Origin of the sequence: Rhizobium mesoamericanum STM3625, from assembly GCF_000312665.1 — a bacterium.
Lineage (GTDB): Bacteria > Pseudomonadota > Alphaproteobacteria > Rhizobiales > Rhizobiaceae > Rhizobium > Rhizobium mesoamericanum.
In genome coordinates, this window is record NZ_HF536773.1 from 1,030,720 (window position 1) to 1,055,998 (window position 25,279).

The 25,279-nt window shown below is 58.6% G+C and carries 25 protein-coding genes; 4 read left to right on the forward strand and 21 right to left on the reverse strand.

Annotated features, from left to right (window positions below; translation table 11 throughout):
• Positions 1–5: 5 nt before the first annotated feature.
• The 9 genes from BN77_RS31545 to msuE all read right to left on the reverse strand — a co-directional run bounded on the left by BN77_RS31545 (position 6) and on the right by msuE (position 10,742).
• The gene (locus tag BN77_RS31545) at positions 6–2,096 is read right to left on the reverse strand and encodes a PAS domain-containing protein (RefSeq protein ID WP_167540383.1); all 2,091 of its coding nucleotides are present in this window, start codon (positions 2,094–2,096) and stop codon (positions 6–8) included.
• A 365-nt stretch (positions 2,097–2,461) separates the two neighbouring features.
• Positions 2,462–3,700 carry an SfnB family sulfur acquisition oxidoreductase gene (locus BN77_RS25065; RefSeq protein WP_007537390.1) on the reverse strand — a complete coding sequence of 413 codons (1,239 nt, stop codon included), beginning with the start codon at positions 3,698–3,700 and terminating at the stop codon, positions 2,462–2,464.
• A 37-nt stretch (positions 3,701–3,737) separates the two neighbouring features.
• Positions 3,738–4,517, reverse strand: a complete 780-nt coding sequence (locus BN77_RS25070; protein ID WP_007537392.1) for an ABC transporter ATP-binding protein — start codon at positions 4,515–4,517, stop codon at positions 3,738–3,740.
• Between the two features lie 120 nt (positions 4,518–4,637).
• Positions 4,638–5,981: an ABC transporter substrate-binding protein gene (locus BN77_RS25075; protein ID WP_007537394.1), complete on the reverse strand. Its 1,344-nt coding sequence runs from the start codon at positions 5,979–5,981 to the stop codon at positions 4,638–4,640.
• A gap of 70 nt (positions 5,982–6,051) precedes the next feature.
• Positions 6,052–7,095 carry a branched-chain amino acid ABC transporter permease gene (locus BN77_RS25080; RefSeq protein WP_007537396.1) on the reverse strand — a complete coding sequence of 348 codons (1,044 nt, stop codon included), beginning with the start codon at positions 7,093–7,095 and terminating at the stop codon, positions 6,052–6,054.
• Positions 7,096–7,098: 3 nt separating this feature from the next.
• Positions 7,099–7,995, reverse strand: a complete 897-nt coding sequence (locus BN77_RS25085) for a branched-chain amino acid ABC transporter permease (RefSeq protein ID WP_007537398.1) — start codon at positions 7,993–7,995, stop codon at positions 7,099–7,101.
• Entirely contained in the window at positions 7,995–8,906 is a 912-nt protein-coding gene (locus BN77_RS25090; protein ID WP_007537400.1) for an ABC transporter ATP-binding protein, read from the reverse strand. Before BN77_RS25090 ends, BN77_RS25085 begins: the two co-directional genes overlap by 1 nt.
• 110 nt (positions 8,907–9,016) lie before the next feature.
• A complete protein-coding gene (gene sfnG, locus BN77_RS25095) occupies positions 9,017–10,126 on the reverse strand; it encodes a dimethylsulfone monooxygenase SfnG (protein WP_007537402.1) in 1,110 nt (369 codons plus the stop codon).
• 31 nt (positions 10,127–10,157) lie between these two features.
• Positions 10,158–10,742 (reverse strand): FMN reductase, encoded by a 585-nt coding sequence (gene msuE / locus BN77_RS25100; RefSeq protein WP_007537404.1) that lies wholly within the window; start codon positions 10,740–10,742, stop codon positions 10,158–10,160.
• A 283-nt stretch (positions 10,743–11,025) separates the two neighbouring features.
• On the opposite strand from msuE, the gene BN77_RS25105 reads away from it, so the two are divergent.
• On the forward strand, positions 11,026–12,012 hold the full coding sequence (locus BN77_RS25105) for an AraC family transcriptional regulator (RefSeq protein WP_051177248.1): 987 nt from the start codon (positions 11,026–11,028) through the stop codon (positions 12,010–12,012).
• A 58-nt stretch (positions 12,013–12,070) separates the two neighbouring features.
• Positions 12,071–13,279: an MFS transporter gene (locus BN77_RS25110; protein WP_007537410.1), complete on the forward strand. Its 1,209-nt coding sequence runs from the start codon at positions 12,071–12,073 to the stop codon at positions 13,277–13,279.
• Positions 13,280–13,510: 231 nt separating this feature from the next.
• On the opposite strand, the gene BN77_RS25115 is transcribed toward BN77_RS25110, so the two are convergent.
• The 4 genes from BN77_RS25115 to BN77_RS25130 all read right to left on the reverse strand — a co-directional run bounded on the left by BN77_RS25115 (position 13,511) and on the right by BN77_RS25130 (position 18,113).
• Positions 13,511–14,536, reverse strand: a complete 1,026-nt coding sequence (locus tag BN77_RS25115) for an ABC transporter permease (RefSeq protein WP_007537412.1) — start codon at positions 14,534–14,536, stop codon at positions 13,511–13,513.
• Between the two features lie 42 nt (positions 14,537–14,578).
• A complete protein-coding gene (locus tag BN77_RS25120) occupies positions 14,579–16,120 on the reverse strand; it encodes a sugar ABC transporter ATP-binding protein (RefSeq protein ID WP_040678437.1) in 1,542 nt (513 codons plus the stop codon).
• Between the two features lie 75 nt (positions 16,121–16,195).
• Positions 16,196–17,161 carry a sugar-binding protein gene (locus tag BN77_RS25125; RefSeq protein WP_007537416.1) on the reverse strand — a complete coding sequence of 322 codons (966 nt, stop codon included), beginning with the start codon at positions 17,159–17,161 and terminating at the stop codon, positions 16,196–16,198.
• 352 nt (positions 17,162–17,513) lie between these two features.
• Complete coding sequence (locus tag BN77_RS25130) at positions 17,514–18,113, reverse strand: TetR/AcrR family transcriptional regulator (RefSeq protein WP_007537418.1); 600 nt, start codon at positions 18,111–18,113, stop codon at positions 17,514–17,516.
• 117 nt (positions 18,114–18,230) lie between these two features.
• On the opposite strand from BN77_RS25130, the gene BN77_RS25135 reads away from it, so the two are divergent.
• Positions 18,231–18,653 (forward strand): tautomerase family protein, encoded by a 423-nt coding sequence (locus BN77_RS25135; RefSeq protein WP_007537420.1) that lies wholly within the window; start codon positions 18,231–18,233, stop codon positions 18,651–18,653.
• A 58-nt stretch (positions 18,654–18,711) separates the two neighbouring features.
• Positions 18,712–19,107: a VOC family protein gene (locus tag BN77_RS25140; protein WP_007537422.1), complete on the forward strand. Its 396-nt coding sequence runs from the start codon at positions 18,712–18,714 to the stop codon at positions 19,105–19,107.
• 400 nt (positions 19,108–19,507) lie between these two features.
• Here the strand turns inward: BN77_RS25140 and BN77_RS25145 are convergent, their stop codons facing one another.
• From BN77_RS25145 to BN77_RS25180, 8 genes are read right to left on the reverse strand one after another with little or no spacing between them, the layout of a single operon-like run.
• Positions 19,508–20,545, reverse strand: coding sequence for a Gfo/Idh/MocA family protein (locus tag BN77_RS25145; protein ID WP_040678772.1), 1,038 nt, complete (start codon positions 20,543–20,545; stop codon positions 19,508–19,510).
• A gap of 7 nt (positions 20,546–20,552) precedes the next feature.
• On the reverse strand, positions 20,553–21,002 hold the full coding sequence (gene aroQ / locus BN77_RS25150; protein ID WP_007537427.1) for a type II 3-dehydroquinate dehydratase: 450 nt from the start codon (positions 21,000–21,002) through the stop codon (positions 20,553–20,555).
• A gap of 27 nt (positions 21,003–21,029) precedes the next feature.
• Positions 21,030–21,398 carry a 5-carboxymethyl-2-hydroxymuconate Delta-isomerase gene (locus BN77_RS25155; RefSeq protein WP_007537429.1) on the reverse strand — a complete coding sequence of 123 codons (369 nt, stop codon included), beginning with the start codon at positions 21,396–21,398 and terminating at the stop codon, positions 21,030–21,032.
• Between the two features lie 13 nt (positions 21,399–21,411).
• Entirely contained in the window at positions 21,412–22,272 is an 861-nt protein-coding gene (locus tag BN77_RS25160) for a shikimate dehydrogenase (RefSeq protein ID WP_007537431.1), read from the reverse strand.
• Between the two features lie 18 nt (positions 22,273–22,290).
• Complete coding sequence (locus BN77_RS25165) at positions 22,291–23,052, reverse strand: amino acid ABC transporter ATP-binding protein (protein ID WP_007537433.1); 762 nt, start codon at positions 23,050–23,052, stop codon at positions 22,291–22,293.
• Positions 23,053–23,072: 20 nt separating this feature from the next.
• Positions 23,073–23,897 carry a transporter substrate-binding domain-containing protein gene (locus BN77_RS25170; RefSeq protein ID WP_007537435.1) on the reverse strand — a complete coding sequence of 275 codons (825 nt, stop codon included), beginning with the start codon at positions 23,895–23,897 and terminating at the stop codon, positions 23,073–23,075.
• A 41-nt stretch (positions 23,898–23,938) separates the two neighbouring features.
• Complete coding sequence (locus tag BN77_RS25175) at positions 23,939–24,589, reverse strand: amino acid ABC transporter permease (protein ID WP_007537437.1); 651 nt, start codon at positions 24,587–24,589, stop codon at positions 23,939–23,941.
• A gap of 9 nt (positions 24,590–24,598) precedes the next feature.
• Complete coding sequence (locus tag BN77_RS25180) at positions 24,599–25,267, reverse strand: amino acid ABC transporter permease (RefSeq protein WP_007537439.1); 669 nt, start codon at positions 25,265–25,267, stop codon at positions 24,599–24,601.
• Positions 25,268–25,279 lie beyond the last annotated feature (12 nt).

Sequence of the window (25,279 nt, forward strand, 5' to 3'; positions counted from 1 at the left end):
TTCTCCTAAAGTGGAACCGACGCGAACACGGTGGTTCCGGCTCCCGTGGCGCTCTTGATCTCGATTGTTCCGCCAATCAATCTGGCGCGCTGCCGCATACTGGCTAGACCGAGGCTCGCCTTCCCGGTTACAGCCAGTGGATTGTAGCCTTTGCCGTCGTCCTGGATAGTCAGGTTCAACTTGTCCCCCTTTTGGATCAGAGATACCCGCACTCGGCTGGCGCTTGCGTGACGGCCGACGTTGCGTAGCGCCTCCTGGGCGATGCGGAACAGGCACAAAGCAATGTCCGGCGATATGTTTGTGCTGGAGCTCTCTGTATCCAGGTCTATGATCGTCCGCTCCAAGCCGGCGAAACGATCACACTCGGCCCGCAATGCTTCCTCCAGTCCAAGGTCTTCGAGGATCGATGGATGAAGTCGATAAGACAGCGAGTGGACATCCTCGCTCAGCCGGACCAGCTCCTCGCGCATCTCATACATCGCTGCACGATCGGCGGGGCTTTCCGCCCTTCGCTCACCACGTCCCGCATTAATAGCGAGAACCGCCAGCCTCTGCGTGACATCATCGTGCAGCTCGCGTGCCAGTCGCGCCCGCTCGTCTTCGTGAGCATGAATGAGCCGGCCGCTCAGCTCCCTCGCCTCCTCCTCCGCTGCCTGTCGGCCGGTGATGTCGACAGCCACACCACGCATGCGGCTGGGATTGCCCGCTGAATCGAATTCCACGCGTCCGCGTGAGGAGACCCAGCGTAGTCCGCGTCCCGGCACAGTCAGACGAAACTGCGGCTCGAACTCCCCTCTCTGGGTAAGCGCCTCACCAACGGCACGCCAGAATGGTCTGCGATCATCGGGGTGGATCACTTTGACCAAGTGCTCGAACGTCGTGCCCTCGACGCCCAAGCCGAACAGTTGTCGCCCACTCTCCGACACCCAGATGTCATTCTTCTGTATGTCCCAGACCCATAGGCCAACGTCCGCGGCAATGGCGGCCGTGCTCAGACGCTCCTCGCTGATACTCAACGCTTGCTTGGTCCGTCTCAGCCGCCTGCGGTGTTCGAGCAACGCAACCACAAAGATGGTTTCGATCAGCAGAAGAGCCAGAACACCGAGGATCTGCCATCGATACGCTTCGTAGAAAGTTGGCTCCCTGAACAGCGCAACGCTCTCCACCGGCAGACGACTTTCGGGTATTCCCCACCGGGCAAGTTCTCGATCATCGAAGGTCGGTGCGCTTGGGCGGCGAGGAGGTATGCGGATATCGGCTGGCGCATCGCCGGCCAGCATTCGCAAAGAGGCATCGGCAGCGTCGCTTGCGAGATCGTCAATTGCCAACAGGGGGCCACCAACGATGCCCTTGCCTAGTTGACTGTCAAACAGACCGAACAATGGGGCATTGGCGGCCTCGTGGAGTCGGGCGATTACCCGATCCTCTTCGTAAGGTACGCCTGCCGCGTCGACCACCATTAGACCCGACAGGATCGCCGTGCTGGGCGGCAACGCCGCAACCCGGGAAACGATCTGGTCAAACGACATTGAGCTGGAAAATTCAAAGGCAATTCGATCCTTGAAGGGCTTGAAATCCTCCTCGGCTTCCTGCGCCCAGAACCGTTCAAGCGGGGAGCTGCCGATCACGACAAAGACCTTTTTCGTCTCGGGTCTCACCTGCAGTATGTTTTCGATCATTGCAGGCAGGTCGAGACTGACCGCGACCGCAGCGTCCTTGGCTGTCAGAGAGTCGGCCTTCAACACGCGCTCGTCCAGAGCTGTGAAGAGGGTAGGTGTCGAGGGGAACAATTCGCTGCGGTGAGCCTGAGCAAACCGCGTGGCAGCTCCCCCGATAGTGACAACAAGCTTTGGCGGCCGCGCCCTTACGAGAGCGGTAAGGTAGTCCACGAACGGATCGTCCTGTTGATCGGAAGAAAAGCGCGCGGTTTCAAGCGATGCCTCGTAAATATCGATCGGCTTTCGGGATCGGCTAATGAGATCGACCCGAAACGCGCTCGAGAAGGCGTTGAACGGGGAAAAATGCGCGCCAAATGAATGCAGCAGCAGCACCCGTTGCGGCTCTTCGGCTCCCCCAACGCCCTTGGCAAGACTCAACAGCAGCACCAACCAGAAAAGACGGCGAGACGCCCCCCAGATCTTCCCTTTATCCCTTATGATTTTTGCGCCGACACTATATGTGTCCCCCTCACGCCGAACACGCGACCGACGCATCGCCAGTCCATCGGCACCCTCTCATAAACTAGCATCAGCGCGTGCAAACGCAACTGGCTTGATGCACGTTATAATCGCGGCAAAATACATGGCGCCTTGTCACCATGCGCCGATTTAGCTCGAGCTGTCCTCTGGTCGGCGTGAGGCTGCGTAAGAGGCGACTTACACGGGCGAGCGGGCGACGGTGGCAAGAGCCTTTCTCTTGCCACCAGAACGTTGTCTTCTTGCAGCGCCGATGACGGCTATCTTCAACTCCAGGCGTGTAGCGGCGGTTTTTCACCATTAAGGAAGTACTTGCCGAGGATCGAATATTTCCACCGTACCGGATCATGCAACGTATGGGTCCGGGCATTGCGCCAGTGACGGTCGAGATTGTGTTCAGCGAGCGTCGAGCGGGTGCCGGCCAGTTCAAACAGCTTGTTGGTGGCCTCGATAGCGATTTCGGTCGAAAGAATTTTGGCCTCTGCAGTAGCGATCTGCGCTTCTGCCACGCTGTCGCCATCGGGATTGGCAACCGCCCGGTCGATCGCAAGTCCGGCCTTGTCGAGCAATGCCTGGGCGGCATGCAGCCTGAGCTGCAGTCCACCGATAGCCTGGATCGTATAAGGGTCCTCCCATGCGTGCTCGAGGCCGCTGTCGACCCACGCGCGCGACTTGGTGCGAACGAAGTTTATCGTCTCCTTGATGGCTGCCGATGCGATGCCGGTATCGACAGCAACCTGGATGATCTGGAAGATGGCGCCGTCTGCCGTCGGCTTGTCATATCCCTTATAGCCGGGCACCAGCCAGGCCTTGTCGACTTTGACGTTGTCGAGGACGACGGTTCCCGAGAGCGTGGTGCGCTGGCCGAAGCTCGACCAGTCGTCGATGACGGTCAAACCTGGAGCGTCCCGGTCGGCGATCGCGTACCAGGCACGGCCCTCGTCATCGAGCGCCACGATCGGCACCTTATGGGCAAGCAATGCGCCGGACGAGTAGAACTTCCGGCCATTCACGACCACGTGGTCGCCTTGGTCCACAAACTTTGTCTCGAAATCGACGGCACGTTTGGAGCCAAACTCGGAAAACGCATTGCCGAAACGCGTGCCCTTCAGGATTTCGCCGAATAACAGTTCCTGCTGCGCTTTGTCCGAGACTGTCCGGATCGCCGCCACGACGCCGAGGTGGTTCTGCGAGATCTGTCCGATCGACGAATCCGCCTCGGAGACGATTTCGACCACCTTGGCAAGCGTGACATAGGAGACCTCCGGTCCGCCGAAGGCCTTGGGCACGTTGATCGACCAGAGCCCGCTCTGCGAGAAGGCATCAAGTTCTTCCGCCGGCCAGATCCGCTCGCGGTCACGATCCGCCGAACCTTTGACGAACTCGGCGGCGAGCCGGTGGGCAACAGCGATCGCTTCTGCGTCATCTCTGATGATATGCGCGGGCTTGTCTGGCCGTTTGACGCCCGGTACCCCAACCCTGTCTGTTTTGGCAATGACGTTCATTTTGGTCTCCTCTTTTCGTGGTGGATGTGAGAGTGGATCAGGCCGCCGGCCTGTCGTGAGCGAAGGCCGTGCCTTCCCCGAGATAGAAAGCCTTGATGTCGTCACGGCCGCGCAATTCGGCGGCGGAACCCGACAAGACGGCGAGGCCGTTTTCGATGACGGTGGCATGATCGGCATATTGCAGCGCCACCGTCGAATTCTGTTCGGCAACAAGGATGGTAAGGCCGTGTTCGCGATTCAGCGCCTTGAGTGAGCGGAAGATGTCCTTGATTACGAGCGGCGCGAGCCCCATCGACGGTTCGTCGAGAACAAGAAGCCGTGGCCGCGACATCAGCGCCCGGCCGATCGCCGTCATCTGCTGCTCACCGCCAGATGTAAGCCCTGCCGCGATGCGGCGTTTCTCCTTGAGCCGAGGGAAAGTGGCATAGACGCGCTCGAGATCGGCGGCGATCTCGCCCCTGGACGATGAGCGGCCGAGGCCGCCGGAGATGAGGTTTTCCTCGACCGACAGGCTCTTGAAGCAATGTCGGCCCTCAAGCACCTGCACGAGGCCGGAGCGAACCAGGTCAGACGGCTTCGCGCTCAGCACATTTCGCCCGTCGAAGCGGATCGTTCCTGATGTGACCTGACCTCGCTCGGCCGGAAGCAGGTTCGAGATGGCCTTCAGCGCCGTTGTCTTTCCCGCTCCGTTCGATCCGAGAAGTGCAAGGATTTCTCCTCGCCGGACCCGAAAGCTCACGCCGTTCAGGGCTTTGATTGTCTGACTGTAGACGGCTTGCACCGCTTGGACATCGAGAAGGATCGTTTCGTCGGACATGTCACTCGTTCCAAAAATGGATAGCGAAAGGCGCGGAATGCAGGCAACCGTCCTCCACCGATGAAGTTGCCGCAGCTGCAATTGGGTAAGGGATGGCGCCAGGCGCCATCCCTTATGGTGTCAGTTGGTGGTCGCCGTCCCTTCGGCATCCGCGGCCGTGCGCAGCTTGATACCTTTTTCCTTGGCGTAGGCTTCCGAGGATTTTTCGATGATCGGACGTAACAGCTTCCAATCCGGAGCGATCCAGTCGGAGACGACGTTCCACTTCTTGCCGTCCCATTGCTGGAAGGTCACATAGCCATCGCCTTCGTGGTTGTCCCAGGTGACATTGATCGAGTGGAACAGATCTTTGGCGCCGAGTGCCGCAACCTTGGCCTCATCGAGCTTCAGGTGCTCGAAGCCCCAGCGCACTTCGTCCCCGGTCAACGTACGCTTGCCGAACTTTTCCTGGGCGGTGCGGATCGCCTCGACATTGAGGATGCCATTGACGATGCCGAGATTATGGTAGACGGAGCCGATGCGCTTCTTGTCTTCAAGGTTGCCCTTGCCCTGGTCGTAGAGCGTTTTCACGATCTCCTGGACGACGGGATATTGCTCGCCCGAGGCCTGGGTGGTGATTGCGGTATAACCGATGGCGGCCTCCCCTGCCGGGATCACGTCTTCTTCCGAATTTGACCAGACATTCCCGACGATCTTCGAGGCCGGGAAGCCGACCTTGGCCGCCGTCTTCAGTGCTACCGGGTTCATTACGCCCCAGCCGCGCAGAACGACGTAATCCGGTTTGGCGCGGCGGATCGTCAGCCATTGCGACTGCTGTTCGTTGCCAGGATGGGGCACTTCGATCTGCTGGACCGTGAAGCCATACTTCTGGGCCAGCAACTCATAGATCGGGATGGTTTCCTTGCCATAGGGCGAACCGTGATAGAGCACGACGATCTTCTTGCCCTTGAGCTTGTCGACGCCGCCTTCCTTCGAGGCAAGGTAATTCACGATGCCTGATGTCTCCGAATAGGGATTGAGCAGCAGCGGGAAGACATAGGGGAAGACGCGCCCGTCGGTAGAGTCGGTACGGCCGTGGTTTACCGTGATCAGCGGCACCTTGTCGCCGGTGATGCGGTCGATCATCGCATAGGCGATGCCGACCGAAAGCGGGTTCCAGGCTGCCGCATTCGGGTGGCTCTTCTGGCGCTCGTAGCATTCGACGCCGCGCTCGACCTCATATTGGGTTTCGCATTCGTCCCAGGTGAGCTTGACGCCGTTCACGCCGCCGTCGCGGCTGTTGATCAGGTTAAGATAGTCGATGAAACCACCGAAGAAGCCGGTGCCGCCGGCCGCATAAGGCCCGACGCGATAGCTCTGCAGCGGGAAATATTGCTCATCGGCATGGGCAGGCACCAAGCCTGTCGTGCCGATGATGGCGAGCGCCGCGACCGCCGCCTTGAATGTGGTTTTCAGACTTTTCATTGGACAAACTCCCTCTGTTGACCGGCCTCTGCCGGTGTTCCAATGTGATTAGAGATGATGATCTGGCAGCTCAGCCGACGGGTTTGGGCGCGCTGGGTCTAAAACGTCCTATCTGACGTTTTCCGAGTGCCGCGAGTCCATCGGGTTCGAGGATCAGGAAGGCGATGATGAGTGTGCCGATGACAATGCGCTGGCTCATGTCGAGCACGCCGGAATCGAACAGATCGCCTAGGAGGAACGATCCGACCCGCGACAACAGGACGGGAAAGACCACCATCAGCGCCGCGCCCAGGAAGGCCCCGCGGATCGTCGCCAGACCGCCGATGATGATGATGAACAGGACCTGGAACGACCGGTCGAGATTGAAGCCGGCCGGCTCCACCGTGCGAAGATAGGCAAAGGCCCAAAGTGCGCCTGCAACCCCGATGATGAAAGAGGAGAGCGCGAAGGCGAGCAGCTTGGTGCGCAGCACCGGCACGCCGATGATCCGGGCCGCCGTCTCGTTGTCGCGAATGGCGATGAAATTGCGGCCGGTCTGGGAGGACGCAACGCGCCAGGCGAACAAGGTCAGAACCGTCACGATGATCAGCGCGAAGTAGTAGCGCCCGGTCGAACTGTCGAAATCGATGCCGGCGATAGCGAGCTTCGGCGCATCGATGACGCCTGACGGGTTATCGTTTGAGAACCAGCCGAACTTGGTCAGCGCCCACTGTACGAAGAATTGCGCCGCGAGAGTGGAAACCGCGAGATAGAAGCCGCGCAGGCGCAGGCTCGGCAGCCCGAAGACGATGCCGACGGCAGCCGCGATGCCACCAGCAAGCGCAATAGAGACGAGAAGCGGCAGACCCTCGACGCGCAGATTGAAATTGAAGGCTGCGAAGGCGCCGACTGCCATGAAGGCGGCGCTGCCGAGCGATACCTGGCCGGCATAGCCGGTGAGCAGATTGAGCCCGACGCCAGCCAATGATAGCGCCAGGAAAGGAAGGAGCAACGCCTCAATCAGGTAGCTCGAGCCGACGAAGGGCACGACGGCTGCGGCGGCGAGGACGGCGAGCGGTGCTAGCCAGCCCGAAAGCTTTGCAGACAAGACGGGCTCGGAGGTGATGACAGCCATGGGTCAGACCCTTTCCACGAGTTTCTGGCCGAACAAGCCGGAGGGCCGGACGAGCAGGAAGATCAGCGCGATGACATAGGCAAACCATCCCTCGATACCGCCGCCGAAATATTCGCCGACATAGACTTCGGCGAGCTTCTCCGAGGCCCCGATCAAGAGGCCGCCGATGATGGCGCCGGCGATCGAGTCGAAGCCGCCGAGCACGAGCACCGGCAGGGCCTTCAGCACCACGAGCGAGAGCGAGAATTGTACGCCACTTCGCGCACCCCAAAGAAGGCCCGCAACAAGTGCGACAAGGCCCGAGGTCGCCCAGACCGTCGCCCAGATTCGTGGCAGGCGAAGCCCAACGGCGAGTGCTGCGAACTGATCGTCCGCCGCCGCGCGAAAGGTCAGGCCAACCCGGGTATAGCGGAAGAAGAGTGTCAGCCCGATGACCATCAATGCCGCCACGGCCGAGGCGAAGAGGTCGAACTGCGAAATGAAGACCCCGTAGAATTCGAATGGCACGTCCTCAATGCCGAGGTCCAGGGCATGGACCTGCGTACCCCAGATTAGCTGAGCAGCCCCCTCGATGATGTAGGAAAGCCCAAGCGTCGCCATGAACAGCGTGATCGGCGGCTTGTTCACGAGCGGTCGCAGCACCGTGCGTTCAATGCCGATGCCCAGCAACACCATGATGGCAAAGGTAATGACGAGCGCGAGAACAAACGGCACCCCCCGCTCGACCAATGAAACGAAGGTGAGAGCGGCAAACAGCAGAAGCGCCCCTTGCGCGAAATTCAGCACCCCCGAGGTCTTGTAGATCAGCACGAAACCGATTGCGACGAGCGAGTACATGACGCCGGAGAGCAATCCGCCTGTCAGCACCTCGAGGAAGAACAGATAGTCGAAGCTTTCCATCACGCGCCCGCCTCTTGATGGCCCTCGCGGGCAACGCCGAGATAGGCGTCGATGACGGCCTGGTTGGCGCGCACCTCAGCCGGCGGGCCGTCGGCGATCTTGCGGCCGTAATCGAGCACGGCGATCTGGTCGGAAAGTCCCATGACCACGCCGATATCGTGTTCGATCAGGATGATGGTCGTGCCGTAATCTACCTGTGCGGCGCGGACGAAGCCCGCCATTTCCTGTTTTTCCGTGGCGGTCATCCCGGCCATCGGTTCATCGAGCAGCAGGATCTGCGGATCGGGCGCCAGCGCCCGTGCAAGTTCGACGCGCTTCTGCAAGCCATAGGGCAGCGAGCCGGCAAGCTGGTCGTGGACGTGTCCGAGATGCAGGAATTCAATGATTTGCCGTGCTCGTTCCCGTGCCTCGCGCTCCTCGCGGCGAGCGCGAGGCGACGCGAACGCCTGTCCGACGAAGGTCGAGCGGCGCTGAAATGCCAGGCCAGTCATGACGTTTTCAAGAACCGTCAGCCCTTTGAACAGGGCAAGATTCTGGAAGGTTCGGGCAATGCCGAGGCGCGCGGCTTTCTCAGTGGGTACCTGCGCATAAGCCTTGCCGTTGAGGCGAATATGGCCGGCATCCGGCCGATACTGCCCTGAGATCACGTTGATCAGTGAGCTCTTGCCAGCCCCGTTCGGCCCGATGATCGCCCGGATTTCCCCCGGCTGCACTGCAAGATCGACGTTTGCGATCGCGGTGACGCCGCCGAAGGAAAGCGTGATCTCCTCGAGCGCCAAGATCGGCTGACGGGCAGGCGCACTGTTTTCGATATCCCGGAAGGGACCACTTGATCGATTGGACGCCGGCCGCAAGGAAGATTCCCTCAGCGTGGCGGTCTCATCGAGTGCCGTGTAATGCGCATTCACCATCGTCTGCTCCGTTGTGCGCAGAAATCCTGGCGCGCGACCTGTCGGCGCACGCCACCCCCCGGCTCCCCGCAATGGGGAGCCGTTCGCGTTTCAATTTGTGAAGGAAGCCGTTACTCGGCGGCTTCCAGCCGCTGGTCCTCGATCGCTTCCAGTTCGCGGACGATCGGCAGGACGTGCTTGCCGAAATATTCCACTTCTTCCTGGAAGTGCAGGAAGCCGAGCAGAATGAGATCAGCCCCCGCCCGCTTGTGCCCAATGATGCGTTCGGCGACCTGTTCCGGCGTGCCAATCAGGTTTGAACGGAAACCGTCGTTGTACTGTACCAGATCCTGGAACGTGGACTTCGCCCAGTTGCCCTCGCGTTCCGGCGAGGCATTGCCGGCATTCTGGACTTCGTGGTGGAATCCCTTGACCGCCTCGGGGATGGCCTTATCGAGGATCTCCTGCAGAACGTCCTGCGCCTCCTTCTCCGAAGAGCGGACGATGCCGAAAGCATTCATTCCGATCTTCGTGCGCCAGGTTTTGCCGAACGCCTTTTCCTTGGCGCGGATGTCATCCACCTGGGCCTTCAGGCCTTCCGGCGTGTTGCCGTTGGTGAAGTACCAGTCGGAAACGCGGGCCGCCATATCGCGAGCCGCGCGCGAGGAGCCGCCCTGGAAAACCTGCGGAATGCCGCCGATCGGCTTCGGCTTCATCGAATAGTCTGTGAAACGATAGAAATCGCCGCGCAGGTTATAGACGTCTTCCGTCCAGATGCCGCGGATCGCCCGGATGAATTCCTCTGAGCGGCGGTAACGTTCGTCATGGTCGAGCCAGGGCTCGCCGATGGCGGCGAATTCACCGCGAAACCAGCCGGAGACAATGTTGACGTCGACGCGGCCGTTGGTGAGATGACTGATCGTCGAAATCTGCTTGGCGAGTAGCGCCGGGTTCCATGGGCCGGGCAGGACCGCGGCAATGACGCGAAGCTTTTCTGTAGCCGCCAGAAGTGCGTGGGAAAAGGAAACCGACTCGTGCTGGTTGTCGGCGCCATATCCGGCCGTGAAGCGAATCTGGCTCAAGGCATATTCAAAGCCCGACTGTTCGGCGATCTGGGCGAGCTTGCGGTTGTAGTCGATGCCCCAATCGGTGCGTTGTTCGACCGAACTGATGACCAGGCCGCCGGATACGTTCGGCACCCAGTAGGCGAATTTCAAGGGTTCTTTTTTCGATTGTGACATCGGTCTTTCTCTCCGTCCTTATTCGTGATTGTCAGGCGCTCAGCCGCGATTGTTCTTCTGCGCGCGCCAAAGCGAGTGTCCTGGCGTGCGGAACGATCAGCTCCAATTCATGCACGGCCGCTCTGATCCGCTTCTGGATGTCCGAACTCGCAACCGCGTATGAATTGAAATCGCTCTCGAGCGCATAGACCGATGTTGGCAGTGCCAGTGCCTTGAAAAAGCTGAACAGCGGCCGCAGCTGATGGTCGATCATCAAACCATGCAACGGCGTTCCGCCAGTTGCGGCGAGGATTACAGGCTTGCCTGCCAGCGCCTCGTAGTGAACCAGGTCGAACAGATGCTTGAGCGCCCCGCTATAGGAAGCACGATAGACCGGCGAACCGACGACCAGCACATCTGCGCTCTCCACCGCGCGCACAATCTCTGTGCCCTCCTCGTCCAACTGGTCGACCCGCAGGGCTCGGAAGAGCGCCGGTGCAGACACTGCCAAATCGATGTGCCGTCCAGAAGAGCCAAATCTAGATTCGATCTGTCGAAGAACGGCCGCAACGAGCGAAGATGTGCGCGATGGCGCCTTTACGTTTCCTGAAATTCCAACAATGCGCAGGTCTTGCATGGGGATCCTCCATGCATAAAACCTATAAATTTAATAGGGTACTGGTCAACAAAGGTCCCGTCTTATTTAATCGGCGGGCGGAACATGACGTTCCAAAGAATAAGAGATATTAGAAATTTTTTATCTGCCTTGTCATGCCAAGGACCAGGCGTTCATCCGCGCTATTCTTTTGCGAATTCGAGCGCGATCTCTCTCACGGCTCTCAGCGGTGCCGCCATCGGAAGGGAGTTGCGTGGCGACCATCGTACTTGCATGCAGGACGTTCGAGACTTAAATTGGCGAAATGCTTGATCATTCGTCCCGACAGCTTTCGTCAAATATCCCAATGGATGCGCTGAGCGAAGTGCTACAAGACTTTCGCTTGAATGGAGTGAACTATGGGCGGTGCGAACTCCAACATCCTTGGAGCATCGCCTTTCCCCACCAACAGCTGCTTCGCTTTCACTTCGTTAGCCAAGGTCCGTGCTGGATTCATACCGAAGCCGAAGGATGGCAGGAGTTGAACGACGGAGATCTGGTGCTACTGCCGCAAGGTATCGCACATCGATTGGCCAGCGCACCAGATGTCGAGGGCTGCTCACTTGAAAGCTGTCAGATAACAAGGGTGGGCAGCAATGTTTGCGAAGTGGTGCGGGAAGGAACGGGTAGGACCAGCACGCTCTTCTGCGGCTCCATGGCGTTGAGCGCATATGCCCTGAACCCCTTGATCGCCTTGATGCCGCCAATGATCAGGGGCTGCGATGTCGCCGGCAACGATCCGATCATTGGTCCGCTGCTGGCGGCCATGACGGTAGAGGCTTCGCAGCCTCAGATGGGGAGCGCCACTGTCCTTTCCCGCATGGCGGACTTGCTCGCAGCACGGCTTATCCGGTGCTGGGTTAACTGCAGTGGAGCCTCGACAACCGGCTGGCTCGCCGCCATCCGTGACCCCCATCTCGGTCGTGTATTGGCAGCGATGCACCGAGACCCAGGCCATAACTGGACCTTAGAACGCCTCGCCAGTGTGGCAGGCCAGTCGCGCTCGCTCTTTGCCGAACGCTTCAGCACTGTCCTAGGAGAGGGCGCTGCACGCTATCTTGCCCGGCTGCGGATGCAGCTTGCCCGCGAATTGCTAGGTCAAAGCGGCATGTCGGTTGCCGAAGTTGCCTCCCGGTTGGGTTACGAATCCGAGGCGTCCTTCGCGCGCGCCTTCAAGCGCATCACTAGCGTCTCGCCCGGCGTTGTGCGTCGCACAAGTTCCGGACGAATGGACATGGATTTCGGATTTTAGGACACATATCATCCCGGCAACTTCGTCTATGAAATCTCCGAACGTAGGAGATGATTCAATGACGGACACGACATCACAACAAGACGACATCGCGGTAGAGTTTAATACTGCCGAGCCAGCCGCGTGGAGCCCAGCGACTTGGTTCGCCGTCCTTTCGATGGCGGCGACCAGCTTTGCGCTGGTGTCAGCTGAGTTCTTGCCGGCGGGCCTGTTGACGCCAATGGCTCGCGATCTCGGCATTAGTGAAGGAACAGCCGGGCAGGTCGTAACCGCGACCGCTTCTATCGGCGCAGTGACCGCCTTGTTGAGCAATGTTCTCATCGGCAGATTGAACCGCAAGACCGTACTGGTTGGTCTTAGTGCGTTGGCAATCGGCTCTAACATACTTGCCGCGCTAGCGACGGATTTTTGGTTTTTGTTGCTGGGTCGAGCCGGATTAGGCATCGCGCTTAGCGGATTCTGGGCGCTTTCGGTTGCCGTTGTGGCGAGGTTGGTTGGCGCGAATGCGACGGGGCGCGGGATGGCTGTCGTCACTCTCGGGGTCTCGCTCGCCACCATCGCTGCACCGTCGGTCGGCGCCTTGATCACCGACTGGCTGGGCTGGCGGCCCGCCATGGCTATGACAGCAGGGCTTGCGGCGCTTGCCATGCTGCTGCAGGTACTCAGCTTGCCAACGCTGCCCGCAAGTACAGGCAACAGTCTTGCCGATGTTTTTCGGCTGACAGGGCGGCGTGGCGTTCAGCTCGGAATGCTTGCCATCCTTTTGCTTATGACAGGGCATTTTGCCGGTTCGGTTTATGTGCGCCCCTTCCTTGAAAACGTGACGCTCCTGCAAACTTGGCCGATTGCCATGGCGCTGCTCGGATTTGGTATCGCCTCTGTGATCGGAAACATTGCGGGCGGGCGAGTGGCCGACCTCAATATCCGCATGGCACTCGCAATCACCGCAGCGTTAATGGCGTTTGCTGCGCTCGCGCTGGTGCTTTGGGGCGTCCATATCGGCGCTGCCTTCGGTTTCGTTACGCTTTGGGGCTTCGCCTTCGGCATGGCCCCGGTGGTGCTGCCGACCAACCTCTCCCGCGGGGCATCCGACGCTCTGGAGGCAGCCGGCAGTCTGATGGTCGTGTCTTTTCAAGTTGCCATCAGCATCGGTGCGGTACTCGGCGGCTATATCGTCGATCATTACGGCGCAGTCGGGCCCTTGACCCTTACCTCCGCCCTGGCCGCATCAACCGTCGCCTTGGCGCTCACGCAGCCGCGCAACTGATCTGCGCGGATTGAACAACAAGGCACGATCGGACTGGAGATGGCGTGGGGCTAGTGTGCATCTGGAAGGTAGCAGCTTGGCGACGCATGCTGGGACGAAATAGTGCTCTGGCGCTCTGCATACGAGGCTGCCGGTAACCGCCGGCGCCCTCCGTCGTTTTAGATTAATCGGCAGCTGCCGGCAAGGTTCGGACATCAGTGCCGGCCTGACCAAGCCATCATAGCCACCAACCTAGTCCTGATTGGCAGTCACGGGCACTGTGGCTTGGTCCGCCATATGGGCTTCGGTCTGGCGAGCGGCAGAGACGAGGCGTCGCTGTGCACGGATCGCGTTCCATTGCTGGTCGATCAGGACGCCAATAAGGATCACGCCTCCCATGACGGCGAAATTCAGCGACGAGGGGATGCCAAGCAGATTGACGAGATTCTGCAACTCCTGGAGCAGCACCGTTCCGAGCACGGCGCCAACAATCGAACCTTCTCCTCCGCGTAGCGAAAATCCGCCGAGTACGGCAGCGGCAATCGCATAGAGCTCATAGAACTGGCCATGGCTCGCCGGCGAGATCGAGCGTGTGTACATCGCAAAGTAGATCGCCGAAAGCGCCGTAAGAAGTCCGCAAATGACATAGGCCGACATTACCATCCTGCCGGTCCGGATACCGGAATAGCGAGCCGCCTCTTCGTTCTTGCCGATTGCATAAAGATACCGCCCAAAGACAGAGCGGTGCAGCACCACCCACATCACGACGGCAATGATGACGAGTGCAATAAACGTGTTCGGAATACCGTAGAGCCGGCCGGCGGTTAGGAATTCAAGGTCTGGAAAACTCTGGCCGAACGCAAAACCCGCGGTTCCGTCGGCCGTATAGAAACGCGCTGCTCCGCGATAAATTAGCAGGCCGCAGAGGGTGACGACGAAGGGCTGTAGGTTCAGCCGGGTGATCAGCAGGCCGTGAATGGCACCGATGGCCGCACCCAGCACCAGAATGAGTGGCAGCGCCAGCATCCACGACATGTCCTGCACCGCAACGAAATCGACAAACAGCACCCCAAGAAGCGCTACAAGCGAGCCCACGGAAAGTTCGATACCGCCTGTGATGATGACGTAGGCCTGACCGATCGACAGGATGCCGAACAGTCCGATCAGGTTGGCGGTATTGGCCAGATTGATTGGCAGCAGGAAGCGCGGATTGATGATGGCGACGACAATGCCGACGACGACGATCAAAAGCAGCAGCCCAAGATCTTTTTTGATCATTCGAAATCCATCCCCCGATACCTAAGCATAGTGGCAAGGCGGCTATTTTACGCTTCTGCCGACGGCAAGCAAAAGGACGCTTTCCTGACTGAAGTCGTCCTCATCAAGAATGCCGGCAATCTGGCCCTCATGCATCACGCCAATGCGGTCAGAAACACCAATCACCTCTTCCATGTCGCTGGAGATCATCAAGATCGCGACACCGGCATCGGCAAGCGCTCGCATCAGACCGTAGATCTCCTGTTTCGCGCCAATATCGATACCGCGTGTCGGCTCGTCGAAGATCATTACCTTTGGGCTCATCGACAGCCATTTAGCAAGCACCACCTTCTGCTGATTGCCACCCGACAAAGTGCCGGTTCGGGTCGAGACAGAGGGCGCCTTGATGCCGAGGCGAAGGCGCTGCTTTTCGGCCGCCGCCGTCTCCCGTTCGGCAGAAAGCATGAAGTAGCTGGCGAGCATCGGAAGATCGGCAAGGGTGATATTCTGGGTGATCGGGAAATCAAGAAGAATGCCGTTGCGCTTGCGATCCTCCGGGACGAGAAAAATGCCGCGTTGAACGGCGTCCCGCGCGGAACGGAGCACAATTTCTTGTCCGTCCTGCAGGATGGCTCCGCCGTAACTCCGGTCAATGCCGAAGAGTACCCTTGCCAGCTCGGTGCGGCCCGAGCCGACGAGGCCCGCAAGCCCCATGATTTCTCCATACCGGATTTCAAGGTCGACAGGCCGGCTGGGATAGGCCGCGGTGCGCAAGCCATTTGCCCTCAGCGCAACTGCGCCGGGCAAGCGCTGCGGCTTTGCTGTACGGGCCGCAAGCACCCGGCCGATCATCAACTTGACCATCTGGTCGTGACCGATGTCCTTCTTGGCGAGCGTGCCCACAAGGGCGCCATCGCGCAGTACGACAACCCGGTCGGCTACGCGCTCAACCTCGTGGAGGCGATGCGAGATGAAAATAACGCTGATACCATCCGCCTTCAGCAATTTTATGATGCTGAGAAGCCGCTCGGTTTCGGCCAGTGGAAGGCTCGAGGTAGGTTCGTCGAAGATTACGAGCCTTGCGTTGATCGACAGCGCCTTTGCGATTTCCACCATCTGCTGTTCGGCAAGCGAAAGCGACGCTACCGGTGTGTCGGCTGAAAAATGTGCGCCCACGCGCTTCAGGAGTGGTTTCACCATGTCCCTTAGCCGATCGCGATCGACGAGCCTAAGAAGCCCCCCCTTCAGTGGTTCGCGCCCCAGGAAGATATTTGCGGCAACATCGAGATTCTCAAAGAGATTGAGTTCCTGATGCACAAACGCGATGCCAGACGAGATGCTCGATTCCACAGTGAGGGAACGCAGTTCCACCCCGTCGAGCAGGATCGTGCCTCGGTCGGGTGCAATCACGCCCCCGAGGATCTTCATGAGGGTCGATTTACCAGCCCCGTTTTCGCCGACAAGGCCAATAACCTCGCCTGGCACGATGTCGAGTGAGAGACCCTCGAGCGCAACGACGCCTGGATAGGTCATGCCAACTCCGGAAAGCGAAAGAAACGGCGTTGAGGGCGCGCCCGGTGACTGAATATCGGAGCTATGGTTCATCGCCTGCCCGTGACTGCTGCATTGTCGGCGTGATCCCTTCGCGGCAGCGGCAAGTTCCGCCGCCGCGAAAGCGGGTTATTTTCCAGCCATGGCCTTCAGGTTGGCGGCATACTTGTCAACGTCATCCTTGCCGATGATCACCGTGGGGATAATGATCAAGCCATTGGCGGGAATGCCTGACTTATCCCCCTTAAGATAGGCTGCCATCAGTTTCATACCCTGATAGGCCCATTCGAACGGCTGCTGTACCACGGTCGCGGCGATCGTGCCTTCCTTGACGCCGCCGAGTGTGATCGGATCGTCATCAAAGCCAACAACGGTGATTTGGCCGAGTTTGCCTGCATCGCGAAGCGCCTCATAGATGCGCGGCGTATTGTAGGAGTAGAAGCCAACCATGCAGGTGAGGTCGGGGCTGGCTACAAGCGCGTCCTCGACGTTCTTCTTGGCACGAGTCTGGTCAATGTCGTCACCGCGTACATCGACAAGCTCGATTTTGGTGCCCTTGAGCCCGTCCTTCATGCCTTCGATCCGTTCGCGCGCGTTGTCGGCGCCCAGCAGGCCGACAAAGCCCATGCATTTGCCGCCGTTCGGCATTGCCTTCTTGGCAATTTCAGCGGCTTGCTTGCCGGCATCGACGTTCGAAGAACCGATGTAGGCGATGCGATTGGTCTTCGGCGCATCGCTGTCTGTGGTGAAGAGAGCCGTCTGTGAACCTATCTTATTGAGACCATCTGTCTGGGTTTTGGGATCAACGGCGGAAACCATGATTCCCTTGACACCGGCGCTGACGAGATCTTCCATGAGACGCTGCTGAATGGCGACAGCCGCCTGCTCGGGATACTTCAGTTCCATGGTGTAATCGGGCATTTCTGCCTGCGCCTTCTTAACACCCGCCTCGGCGGCCTTCCAGAAGTCGGACGCTCCGTTGACGACGAATGCGAGGGTGGGCTTGTCGGCAGCATGGGATGCCGCAATCGGTGCCGCACTGAGCATCAACCCGGCGAAGAACACGGCTGTATTTTTTAGTATCAGCTGTTTCATAATACACCTCCCGTGGGCCGCGTTTGCGAGGGCCCGTTCGCGACTTACGGTCGGCCGGATGCGCTCCCCTCCAAGGGCTCACCGCGAAGTGACATTTGGCATAGGTGCCGATCGCACCAAAAACGGTATACCAGAATCTTAATTAGTAAATAGTAATATTTATATCAGCCTGAACATGTTGATGGCAGGTCGGCTCTGTTCAAAAATTTGGTTGATATTAGAGTGCAGAAGATTTTCACCGAGCTTTTTGATGAGTGATTGTGGTTCCGTTCCGGCTGAGAGCGGAATGACACTTGAGCTTTTGACTAGGTTGGCGGCCCCTTAGCAAAACGCCGACTGATTGCTTGCTGCCTTACGCTTCGGGTTTCCCCCCGCGTAGCGCTTCCGTCGTTACAAGCTCGGCAATCTTCTCGGATAACGCAGGATTCGATACAGCCCGAGCGAGAGTGACACCGCCGGTAAGCAGGGCGAGTAAGAGAATGGCCCGGTCGTCCCGCGACGTACCTTGACGATCAGCTGGTGTACCTTCTGGGAGGCCAGCGGCGATTTCCGCGATGAGATGCTCCAGTTCTTCGGTATAGGCATCTCGGGTTTCGTTGTCGGTGCGCATGACATCGGCTGACAAGCTTGGCAAGGCGCAGCTTTCACCGAGATCGCATGTCCGCTTGTATCCCAAATAGTAATTGACGAAGTTTTTCAGCCAACCCTGTGGATGTTCGGCCTTGAGGGCCGATATTCCCGCACGTAACTCTTCCAGCCCTGCAAGGACGGCAACGCGGAAGGCCTCGCTCTTTGATCGAAAGTGCCCGTAGAAGGCGCCGTTCGTCACTCCTGCCGCCTTTGTCAGCGCGTCGATGCCCGCCCCACCATATCCTTCCTTACGAAACACCTGCCCAGCGGCGGCGATGACCTTGGCCTGGGTACGCTTCTTATGTTCAGCGCTGTAGCGCATATACACCTCATAGAGAGCAGACGCTCTTTTTATCTTGCATAAAGAGTTGTCGCTCTCTAATGATAGAGAGCGTCCGGTACATATCGCACTCGGACATGTCTAAAACAAGGAGAGACCATGCCCATCACACTGACCATCCCGGATGGCCTGCTGTCGCCTACCGCGCAGGCGGAGGCCTTTGCAGCATTGACGGAGGCCGTCCTCGAGGTCTCGGGCCTCAATGGAAATGCGTTCATGACTTCGAACGTTGTCGGCTCGATCAATGTCCTTCCCAGAGAGCACGTGCTTGTGGCCGGGAAGCCAGCGCAGGCAGCATTCGTCGAACTGAAACTGCCCGAGATCGCACTGGCGACGCCGGAAGCTAAGCGGACCTTTATCGAGAAAGCTACCGATGTGGTCGAACGAGCCGCAGGCGGGAGGCTGCAACGCGACCATATTTGGTCAAACATTGTCTATGCACCTGACGGAGCTTGGGGGATTGCTGGCCGCAGCTATGACAACGGTGACCTTATAAGCGCCATCACGGGGTCGGCGGCGTAACCACATTAGCCATCCAAAAGCCGGGCCGGAAGGCCCGGCAGCAGTAGGAATTTGATCCATGCAACTGGCCAACTATCTGTTCTTCACCACGCAGTGTGATGCCGCGCTCACCTTCTATGCGGAATGCGGCCTTGGGCGGGTAACGATGTTGATGCGCCATGGAGATCACGGAATTCCTCTCGCCAGCGAGGGGATGAAGGGTAAAGTGATGCACGCCCGTTTCGAGGGGCCGGGAATCCTGTTCTTCGCCTCGGACAATCACGACGCCGAGCCGATGAGAGGCTCGGCTCACATTCTTATCATGGACGATCGGGGCCGGACTGACGACCTGTTTGCGAAGCTGGCAGATGGCGGCAATGTGACGACACCACTCGTGATGCAGCCTTGGGGAAGCTACTATGGCAAGCTCACGGATAGGTACGGGGTTCAGTGGATGCTGGACTGCACAGTCTAGGGTCTTCAAAACGACAGCGCTGGGACGAGGCTGGTCACCGTATTCTTGCTGATGCAACATGCCGCTTAGTTTAGCCAGTGTGGTTTCGCATTTAATCGCAACACTGCAAATTCGATAATTTCAATAAGATAGCGCGGCACTTATATTGAGATCGGGCACCTGCCCTGAGATTCTGGGTTCGATTTTGGCACTTAATGTGAGATTCGCCGCCGTAGAAAAGATGACCGCCTACGTTCAAGCTTCATCGGAAAATACCAAATATCACAAAGGGATATTTCCGAATCGGGGAGCGTCAAGCGCCGAAAATCGCACCGAAAATCTCAAATTAAGTGCCATGACCTGCCGGAACGGGCGCATTCTTACAATTAAATGCCAAACGACAGCCTGACCCAACAAGGCGTCACTTCAACTCAATGCGTTCTCCCGTTGCCGCCGAGCGTTTTACCGCATCGATTACCCTCAAGGTTTCGAGCCCCTCACGCCCACTGACAAGCGGCGGTTCTTCTCCGCGGATCACTTTGCAGAATTGCCTGATCTGCAGGACAAGCGGGTCCTCGGCGTCGACCTCTATTCGCATCTGATCAAGTGGCTCCCACCAGCTCCGTTTACCAGGATTGCGCCAGACTTCGAGCGCTGGAACTGCCAGGGATCCGTGCGTTCCTCCGATCATGTAACAAGACTGCTCCGTTCTGGGATAGGCCGGATTCTCACCCGTTGTCATCTCCCAGCTCCACGGCGCGACCACCGAGTCCGAGACGGTCGCAGTTCCCAAAACTCCATTCTTGAACTCGATCAGGATCACAGCCGTTTCCTCAACCGCGTTGCCGCGCACCGCGTTGGACTCGCGTGCCTGAACTGCGACCACATCGCCGAAAAGGTAGCGCAGATTGTCGACATCATGGATGAGATTGAGGAAAACCGGCCCCGCGCCGCGCTCACGACGCCACGAGATGTCGAAGTAATCGTCGGGCTTGAACAACCAGAACATCGCATTGACAACAAGAACGCGGCCTAGCTTCCCGCTTTCGATGATTTCCTTTGCCTTCCGCATCATCGGATTGTGTCGGCGGTGATGGCCGGTCAAAAGAGGAACACCTTTTGCCTCTGCCGCAGCGATCAGCTTTTCGCCGGATATAATGTTGTCGGCGATAGGCTTCTCGATAAGTGCGGGAATGCCGGCTTCAACGGCTTCCAATCCATTCTGCACGTGAGCCTGGTTGGGCGTAGCCACGATGATCCCGTCGGGACGGTCTGCGGCAATCATCTGTGCGAAGCTTGTAAACCACTTCACGCCGACTTCCTTGGCAATGGTCTCGCCAACCGGCGTGGGATCGACCACGGCACTAAGTTGCGCCGAGGGCTCGGTCAGGACGTGCTGAATATGGCGCTTACCGATGAGGCCTGCGCCAAGCACGGCCAACTTAACCGGTCGGGTCATCATCACCTCAGCCCTTGCTCGCCGCCTTGATCATGGTCGCCGCGCGCCGGATGCCAAGCTGGTATCCTTCCGTTCCAAGGCCGCAGATCACGCCGTCCGCGCGGTGCGAAACGAACGAATGGTGTCGGAAGCTTTCGCGCTTGTGCACATTCGAGATGTGGATCTCGATCACAGGCCCTTCGAATGTGTTCAGGGCGTCGAGGATAGCGAGTGAGGTATGGGTGAAGGCCGCCGGATTGATGACGATGCCCGCACCGTCCTCGCGCGCTTCATGAATCCAATCGATGATCTCATATTCCCGGTTGCTCTGATGAAAGCGGATTTCATGACCGAGTTCGGCTGCCAGCTTGCGGCAGTCCGCCTCCACGTCTGCGAGCGTTTCATGCCCGTAGATATGCGGCTGGCGTTTGCCAAGCAGATTGAGGTTTGGTCCATTGAGAACGTAGATCAGGCTCATAGTATCCTCCTTGAGCACCCTATCTGGTCAGACGAACGCGATTGCTTGAACGGCAAAATCAGGGTCCGACTCGTAGAGATCTGCGCGTAAGCCGAGCCTTCCAGCTTCGAGAGCAGGCGCGGCGATCGTCCGCGCGGCCTCGAGAACGGCAGCAAGAAGCTTCTGCTTGGTCTCCGCGGTACGACCCGGTGCCATCCGCACAATAATTTGGATGAAATGATGATCGACATGCTCATCGCCCACGCAGGAGTATGTCGCCTCGCGCGCAAATGTGCGCACGGCGGAAGGTTTCACAAGGCCGCCATCGCGAACGCAGCGATGCACGGTCTGCGTCAGTCGGTCCATGGCTACATGCTCGCCTGCGCCCCGGCTGTAGTCGATGATGATGTGCGGCATTGGGATCTCCCCATCAAGCTGACAGGCGGCATAGGTCCGTAAAATGACGGGACATGCGCTCTGCGTCCGGTGCTATCCCGGTGAACAATTCGAAAGCTGCTGCTGCCTGGTAGACGGTCATGCCACCGCCACGAAGGGTCCGGCAGCCTCTTCTTTCGGCGAGAGCAAGGAGCTCTGTGACGAGCGGCATATAGACAATATCGGCGACCCAATGTCGTGGCAGAAGCCATTCTGGATCGATCGGCAAACCAGGATGGCTCTTCATACCCGTCGGCGTCGCGTGGATAAGGCCATCCGCGGAGCGAAGCGCGCTGCCGACGTCCGTCGTGGCATGCGCACAATCCCTTGAGAACCGATCGTTCAACTGCTGAGCCAAGGTTTCTGCCCGTTTCGAATCCTGGTCAAAGATCGATAATCGCTCAATACCGAGCTTGATTGCGGCATGCGCCACGGCCACACCGGCGCCGCCGGCGCCAAGCAGGACGGCATGCGACCTCGCAACGTTCACAAGGCCGCGCTGGAAATTCTCATAGAAACCGTACCAATCGGTGTTGTGGCCGATCCTCTCGCCGTCACGAAAGACCACGGTGTTGACCGCACCAAGCATCTCGGCATCCTCCGAAAGGCGATCGAGGTAGGCGATCACCGTCTGCTTGCACGGATGCGTAATATTGCTTCCGGCAAAACCACGCCGCTCTTCCTCATCCAGGAGGTCCGGCAGCGCCGAAGCAGTAAGGCCTCGCTCGGCGAAGTCGAGAAGCTCGTAGCGGTAATCGAGGCCCTGGTGTCGAGCCTCCGTTTCGTGGAGCGCCGGGGACTTTGACATTTGGATGTCGGCCCCGATCAGTCCCACAAGGAATTTCTTGTCTTGCATTGGTATGGCTTTCGAACGTCAGTGGTGGGCAAGGATTTCGCCGAGGAAGGTTTTCGTGCGTTGGTGCTTGGGAGACTTGAAGAAGATCTCCGGTTCGGCCTCTTCGACGATTTCTCCGGAAGCCATGAAGATGACGCGATCAGCGACCTGGCGGGCAAAGCCCATTTCATGTGTGACACAGATCATCGTCATGCCGTCACGGGCGAGACTGATCATTGTGTCGAGCACCTCCTTCACCATTTCAGGATCGAGGGCAGAAGTCGGTTCGTCGAAGAGCATGACCTTCGGCTCCATGCAGAGCGCGCGAGCGATGGCAACACGTTGTTGTTGTCCGCCCGATAGCTGCGCAGGATACTTTTCCGCCTGGTCAAGGATGCGAACGCGCTCGAGATATTTTCTAGCCAGCCGCTCTGCGTCGGCGTGACTTGCGCCTCGGACACGCATCGGGGCGAGTGTACAGTTCTGAAGTACGGTCATATGGGGGAAGAGGTTGAAGCTCTGGAAGACCATTCCCACTTCGCGACGGATCGCATCAATGGATTTGGTGCTTCCGTCCAGCACTTGACCCTCGACGAGGATCTTGCCTTCCTCGATCGTCTCAAGGGCATTGATGCAGCGAATAAGCGTAGATTTCCCGGACCCTGACGGCCCGCAGAGGACAATTTTTTCCCCTTTGCGGACCGACAGACTGATGGATTTCAATGCATGGAAAGCGCCGTACCACTTCTGCACGTCCTCAAGGGAAATTAGAGTCGGTTGATCGTTTGCGGAATTGAGCACGGGAACTCTCCGTTTGGGTTTTAATTGACGGTGAACGGGATGTTCGGAATTGACTGCGGGAACTGCGGCAGATCGATCGCCATCCACTTCTTCGTGATGGCAGCCAGCTCACCATTGGCCTTGATCTTGTCGATGAAGGCGTTGACGGCTTCGTTCCAGTCCTTCTCGCCGAGACGGGTCCCGACGCCGTTGTAGGTCGTCAGAAAGTTAATCTTGCGTTCATAGGTGCCGGCACTCGCCGCATCCAGACGCTGGCCGTAGAACTGGTTACCGCCAACTGCCTTTACCTGTCCGGAGATGAGAGCCTGGATGGTTGCGGCGTCGTCATCGAAGCGGCGGACCGTTGCGGTGGATCCGACGGCGTCCGTTACAGCCTTATCCTGCGAACTGGACTTTGGAACGCCGATCTCCCATCCCGCAACGTCTTCAGGCTTCGCAACGGTGTCGGACTTCGCGGCATAAAGCGAGATTGTGTTAGCGGCGTAGGGCTTGCTGTATTGAATTGATTTCGCGCGTTCTTCCGTCATTGCCATCGTTGCAAACAGGATGTCGACTTTGCCGGTCGTGAGCGCCGGAATTCGGTTGGCAACGGCGAGCGGCTGGAACTGAACCTTCACGCCCAACTCCTTGGCAAAAAGGTTGGCGATGTCAGCATCGAAGCCGTCCTGTACGCCGCTTGTGTTGACGAACCCCCATGGCGCATTGTCGCCCTGGATGCCGACCACGAGCGTGCCCTTTGCCTTGATTTCCTCTACAGTTGCCGCAGAAGCGGCGGCAGCGCCAACGGTTGCGAAGGCAACGGTTGCCAGTGCAAGTCCGAGAAAATTCCTGCGATTGTTATGCATGCTTATCCTCCTCCTTGAGAGTTTTGCTTCGAGCGAAGCGGCTAGCGGGCAGCTTTCGCCATCCGTTTTTCGAGGCCACTTCCGGCATGGGAGAGCGGCCAGCAAATGATGAAGTAGATCGCGCCGACGATCCCGAAGACGAGCAGCGGACGATAGGTCTGGTTTGAAATGATCTGGCCGGCGCGAGTAAGCTCAATGAAGCCGACGATTGATGCCAGCGACGTGCCCTTGATGAGCTGGACAAGGAATCCGATCGTGGCCGGCATCGAGATTTTCAGGGCCTGCGGCAGGATTACGTCTTTCATCCGCGAGACATAATGCAGTCCGAGTGCATTGGCGGCTTCTGTCTGGCCCTTCGGCACAGCCTCGATGGAGCCACGCCAGATCTCGCCCAGGAAAGCACTGGCATGGAGCGTGAAGGCGATTGCCACCGCGATCCACGCATTGACCTCGATGCCCAACAGCGCAACGCCGTAATAGACAACAAAGAGCTGCATCAGAAGGGGCGTGCCCTGGAAGACGCCGATATAGGCTGCGGTGATCCTCCGGGCGACCTTCGTCCCCGAGGTGCGCAGCAGCGCGATGAGGATTCCGAATATCCCGCCACCGATGAACCCCACGATCGCGAGCAGAACAGTCCACTTCAAACCCTGCATCAAAAAGAAGAATTCATTTTCGCCCATGGGACCCATGGCTGCCTCCTATCGCGTCGGGTAGTTGAAGTAATGGCGAGAAATGAGGGCAAAGAGGCCCATCATCAGGGTTGATATAACCAGGTAGATAGCGGTCACGGTGAAGTAGACCTCGAAGCTGCGGAAGGTGTCAGACTCAATGCGCTGAGCGGCCGAGGTCAGTTCATAAGCGGCGATTGACGTGCAGACAGAGGTTGTCAGCGTCAGCATGATGAACTGGCTTGTGAGCGAGGGATAAATCGCCCGCAGTGCCGGCTTGAGCACGATGAGCCGGAAGACGTCCGCCTTGTGCAGACCAAGTGCAAAACCTGCCTCGATCTGGCCGCGCGACACGCTTTCGACCCCGCCTCGGATGATCTCGATTGCGTACGCCCCACCATTGATGCCGAGGGCAATAATCGCCGTAACGGTCGGATTGAGGCGGATGCCCGCGAGGGGAAGGGCGAAATAGATAAAGAAGATCTGCACCAGGAATGGCGTATTGCGCACAACCTCGACGAAGACGATTACAAGAGTGCGCATGATCTTGATCTTGGAACCCCTTGCAACAACGCCCAGGATTCCAATGACGAGTGCGAGGAGCATCCCGGCCAACGCAAGGCCAAACGTTCCAAGCGAACCCCATAGCAATTCCGGGGCGCGGTCGAGGACCGCACCGAAGTCGAATGTATAACGCATGTAAGACTTCCT

What these genes read in the sequence shown, in the direction of transcription:
- BN77_RS25065 (WP_007537390.1), bottom strand. Translation starts at nt 3,700, where the DNA reads ATGAACGTCATTGCCAAAACAGACAGGGTTGGGGTACCGGGCGTCAAA.
- BN77_RS25070 (WP_007537392.1), bottom strand. Translation starts at nt 4,517, where the DNA reads ATGTCCGACGAAACGATCCTTCTCGATGTCCAAGCGGTGCAAGCCGTC.
- BN77_RS25075 (WP_007537394.1), bottom strand. Translation starts at nt 5,981, where the DNA reads ATGAAAAGTCTGAAAACCACATTCAAGGCGGCGGTCGCGGCGCTCGCC.
- BN77_RS25080 (WP_007537396.1), bottom strand. Translation starts at nt 7,095, where the DNA reads ATGGCTGTCATCACCTCCGAGCCCGTCTTGTCTGCAAAGCTTTCGGGC.
- BN77_RS25085 (WP_007537398.1), bottom strand. Translation starts at nt 7,995, where the DNA reads ATGGAAAGCTTCGACTATCTGTTCTTCCTCGAGGTGCTGACAGGCGGA.
- BN77_RS25090 (WP_007537400.1), bottom strand. Translation starts at nt 8,906, where the DNA reads ATGGTGAATGCGCATTACACGGCACTCGATGAGACCGCCACGCTGAGG.
- sfnG (WP_007537402.1), bottom strand. Translation starts at nt 10,126, where the DNA reads ATGTCACAATCGAAAAAAGAACCCTTGAAATTCGCCTACTGGGTGCCG.
- msuE (WP_007537404.1), bottom strand. Translation starts at nt 10,742, where the DNA reads ATGCAAGACCTGCGCATTGTTGGAATTTCAGGAAACGTAAAGGCGCCA.
- BN77_RS25105 (WP_051177248.1), top strand. Translation starts at nt 11,026, where the DNA reads ATGCTTGATCATTCGTCCCGACAGCTTTCGTCAAATATCCCAATGGAT.
- BN77_RS25110 (WP_007537410.1), top strand. Translation starts at nt 12,071, where the DNA reads ATGACGGACACGACATCACAACAAGACGACATCGCGGTAGAGTTTAAT.
- BN77_RS25115 (WP_007537412.1), bottom strand. Translation starts at nt 14,536, where the DNA reads ATGATCAAAAAAGATCTTGGGCTGCTGCTTTTGATCGTCGTCGTCGGC.
- BN77_RS25120 (WP_040678437.1), bottom strand. Translation starts at nt 16,120, where the DNA reads ATGAACCATAGCTCCGATATTCAGTCACCGGGCGCGCCCTCAACGCCG.
- BN77_RS25125 (WP_007537416.1), bottom strand. Translation starts at nt 17,161, where the DNA reads ATGAAACAGCTGATACTAAAAAATACAGCCGTGTTCTTCGCCGGGTTG.
- BN77_RS25130 (WP_007537418.1), bottom strand. Translation starts at nt 18,113, where the DNA reads ATGCGCTACAGCGCTGAACATAAGAAGCGTACCCAGGCCAAGGTCATC.
- BN77_RS25135 (WP_007537420.1), top strand. Translation starts at nt 18,231, where the DNA reads ATGCCCATCACACTGACCATCCCGGATGGCCTGCTGTCGCCTACCGCG.
- BN77_RS25140 (WP_007537422.1), top strand. Translation starts at nt 18,712, where the DNA reads ATGCAACTGGCCAACTATCTGTTCTTCACCACGCAGTGTGATGCCGCG.
- BN77_RS25145 (WP_040678772.1), bottom strand. Translation starts at nt 20,545, where the DNA reads ATGACCCGACCGGTTAAGTTGGCCGTGCTTGGCGCAGGCCTCATCGGT.
- aroQ (WP_007537427.1), bottom strand. Translation starts at nt 21,002, where the DNA reads ATGAGCCTGATCTACGTTCTCAATGGACCAAACCTCAATCTGCTTGGC.
- BN77_RS25155 (WP_007537429.1), bottom strand. Translation starts at nt 21,398, where the DNA reads ATGCCGCACATCATCATCGACTACAGCCGGGGCGCAGGCGAGCATGTA.
- BN77_RS25160 (WP_007537431.1), bottom strand. Translation starts at nt 22,272, where the DNA reads ATGCAAGACAAGAAATTCCTTGTGGGACTGATCGGGGCCGACATCCAA.
- BN77_RS25170 (WP_007537435.1), bottom strand. Translation starts at nt 23,897, where the DNA reads ATGCATAACAATCGCAGGAATTTTCTCGGACTTGCACTGGCAACCGTT.
- BN77_RS25175 (WP_007537437.1), bottom strand. Translation starts at nt 24,589, where the DNA reads ATGGGTCCCATGGGCGAAAATGAATTCTTCTTTTTGATGCAGGGTTTG.
- BN77_RS25180 (WP_007537439.1), bottom strand. Translation starts at nt 25,267, where the DNA reads ATGCGTTATACATTCGACTTCGGTGCGGTCCTCGACCGCGCCCCGGAA.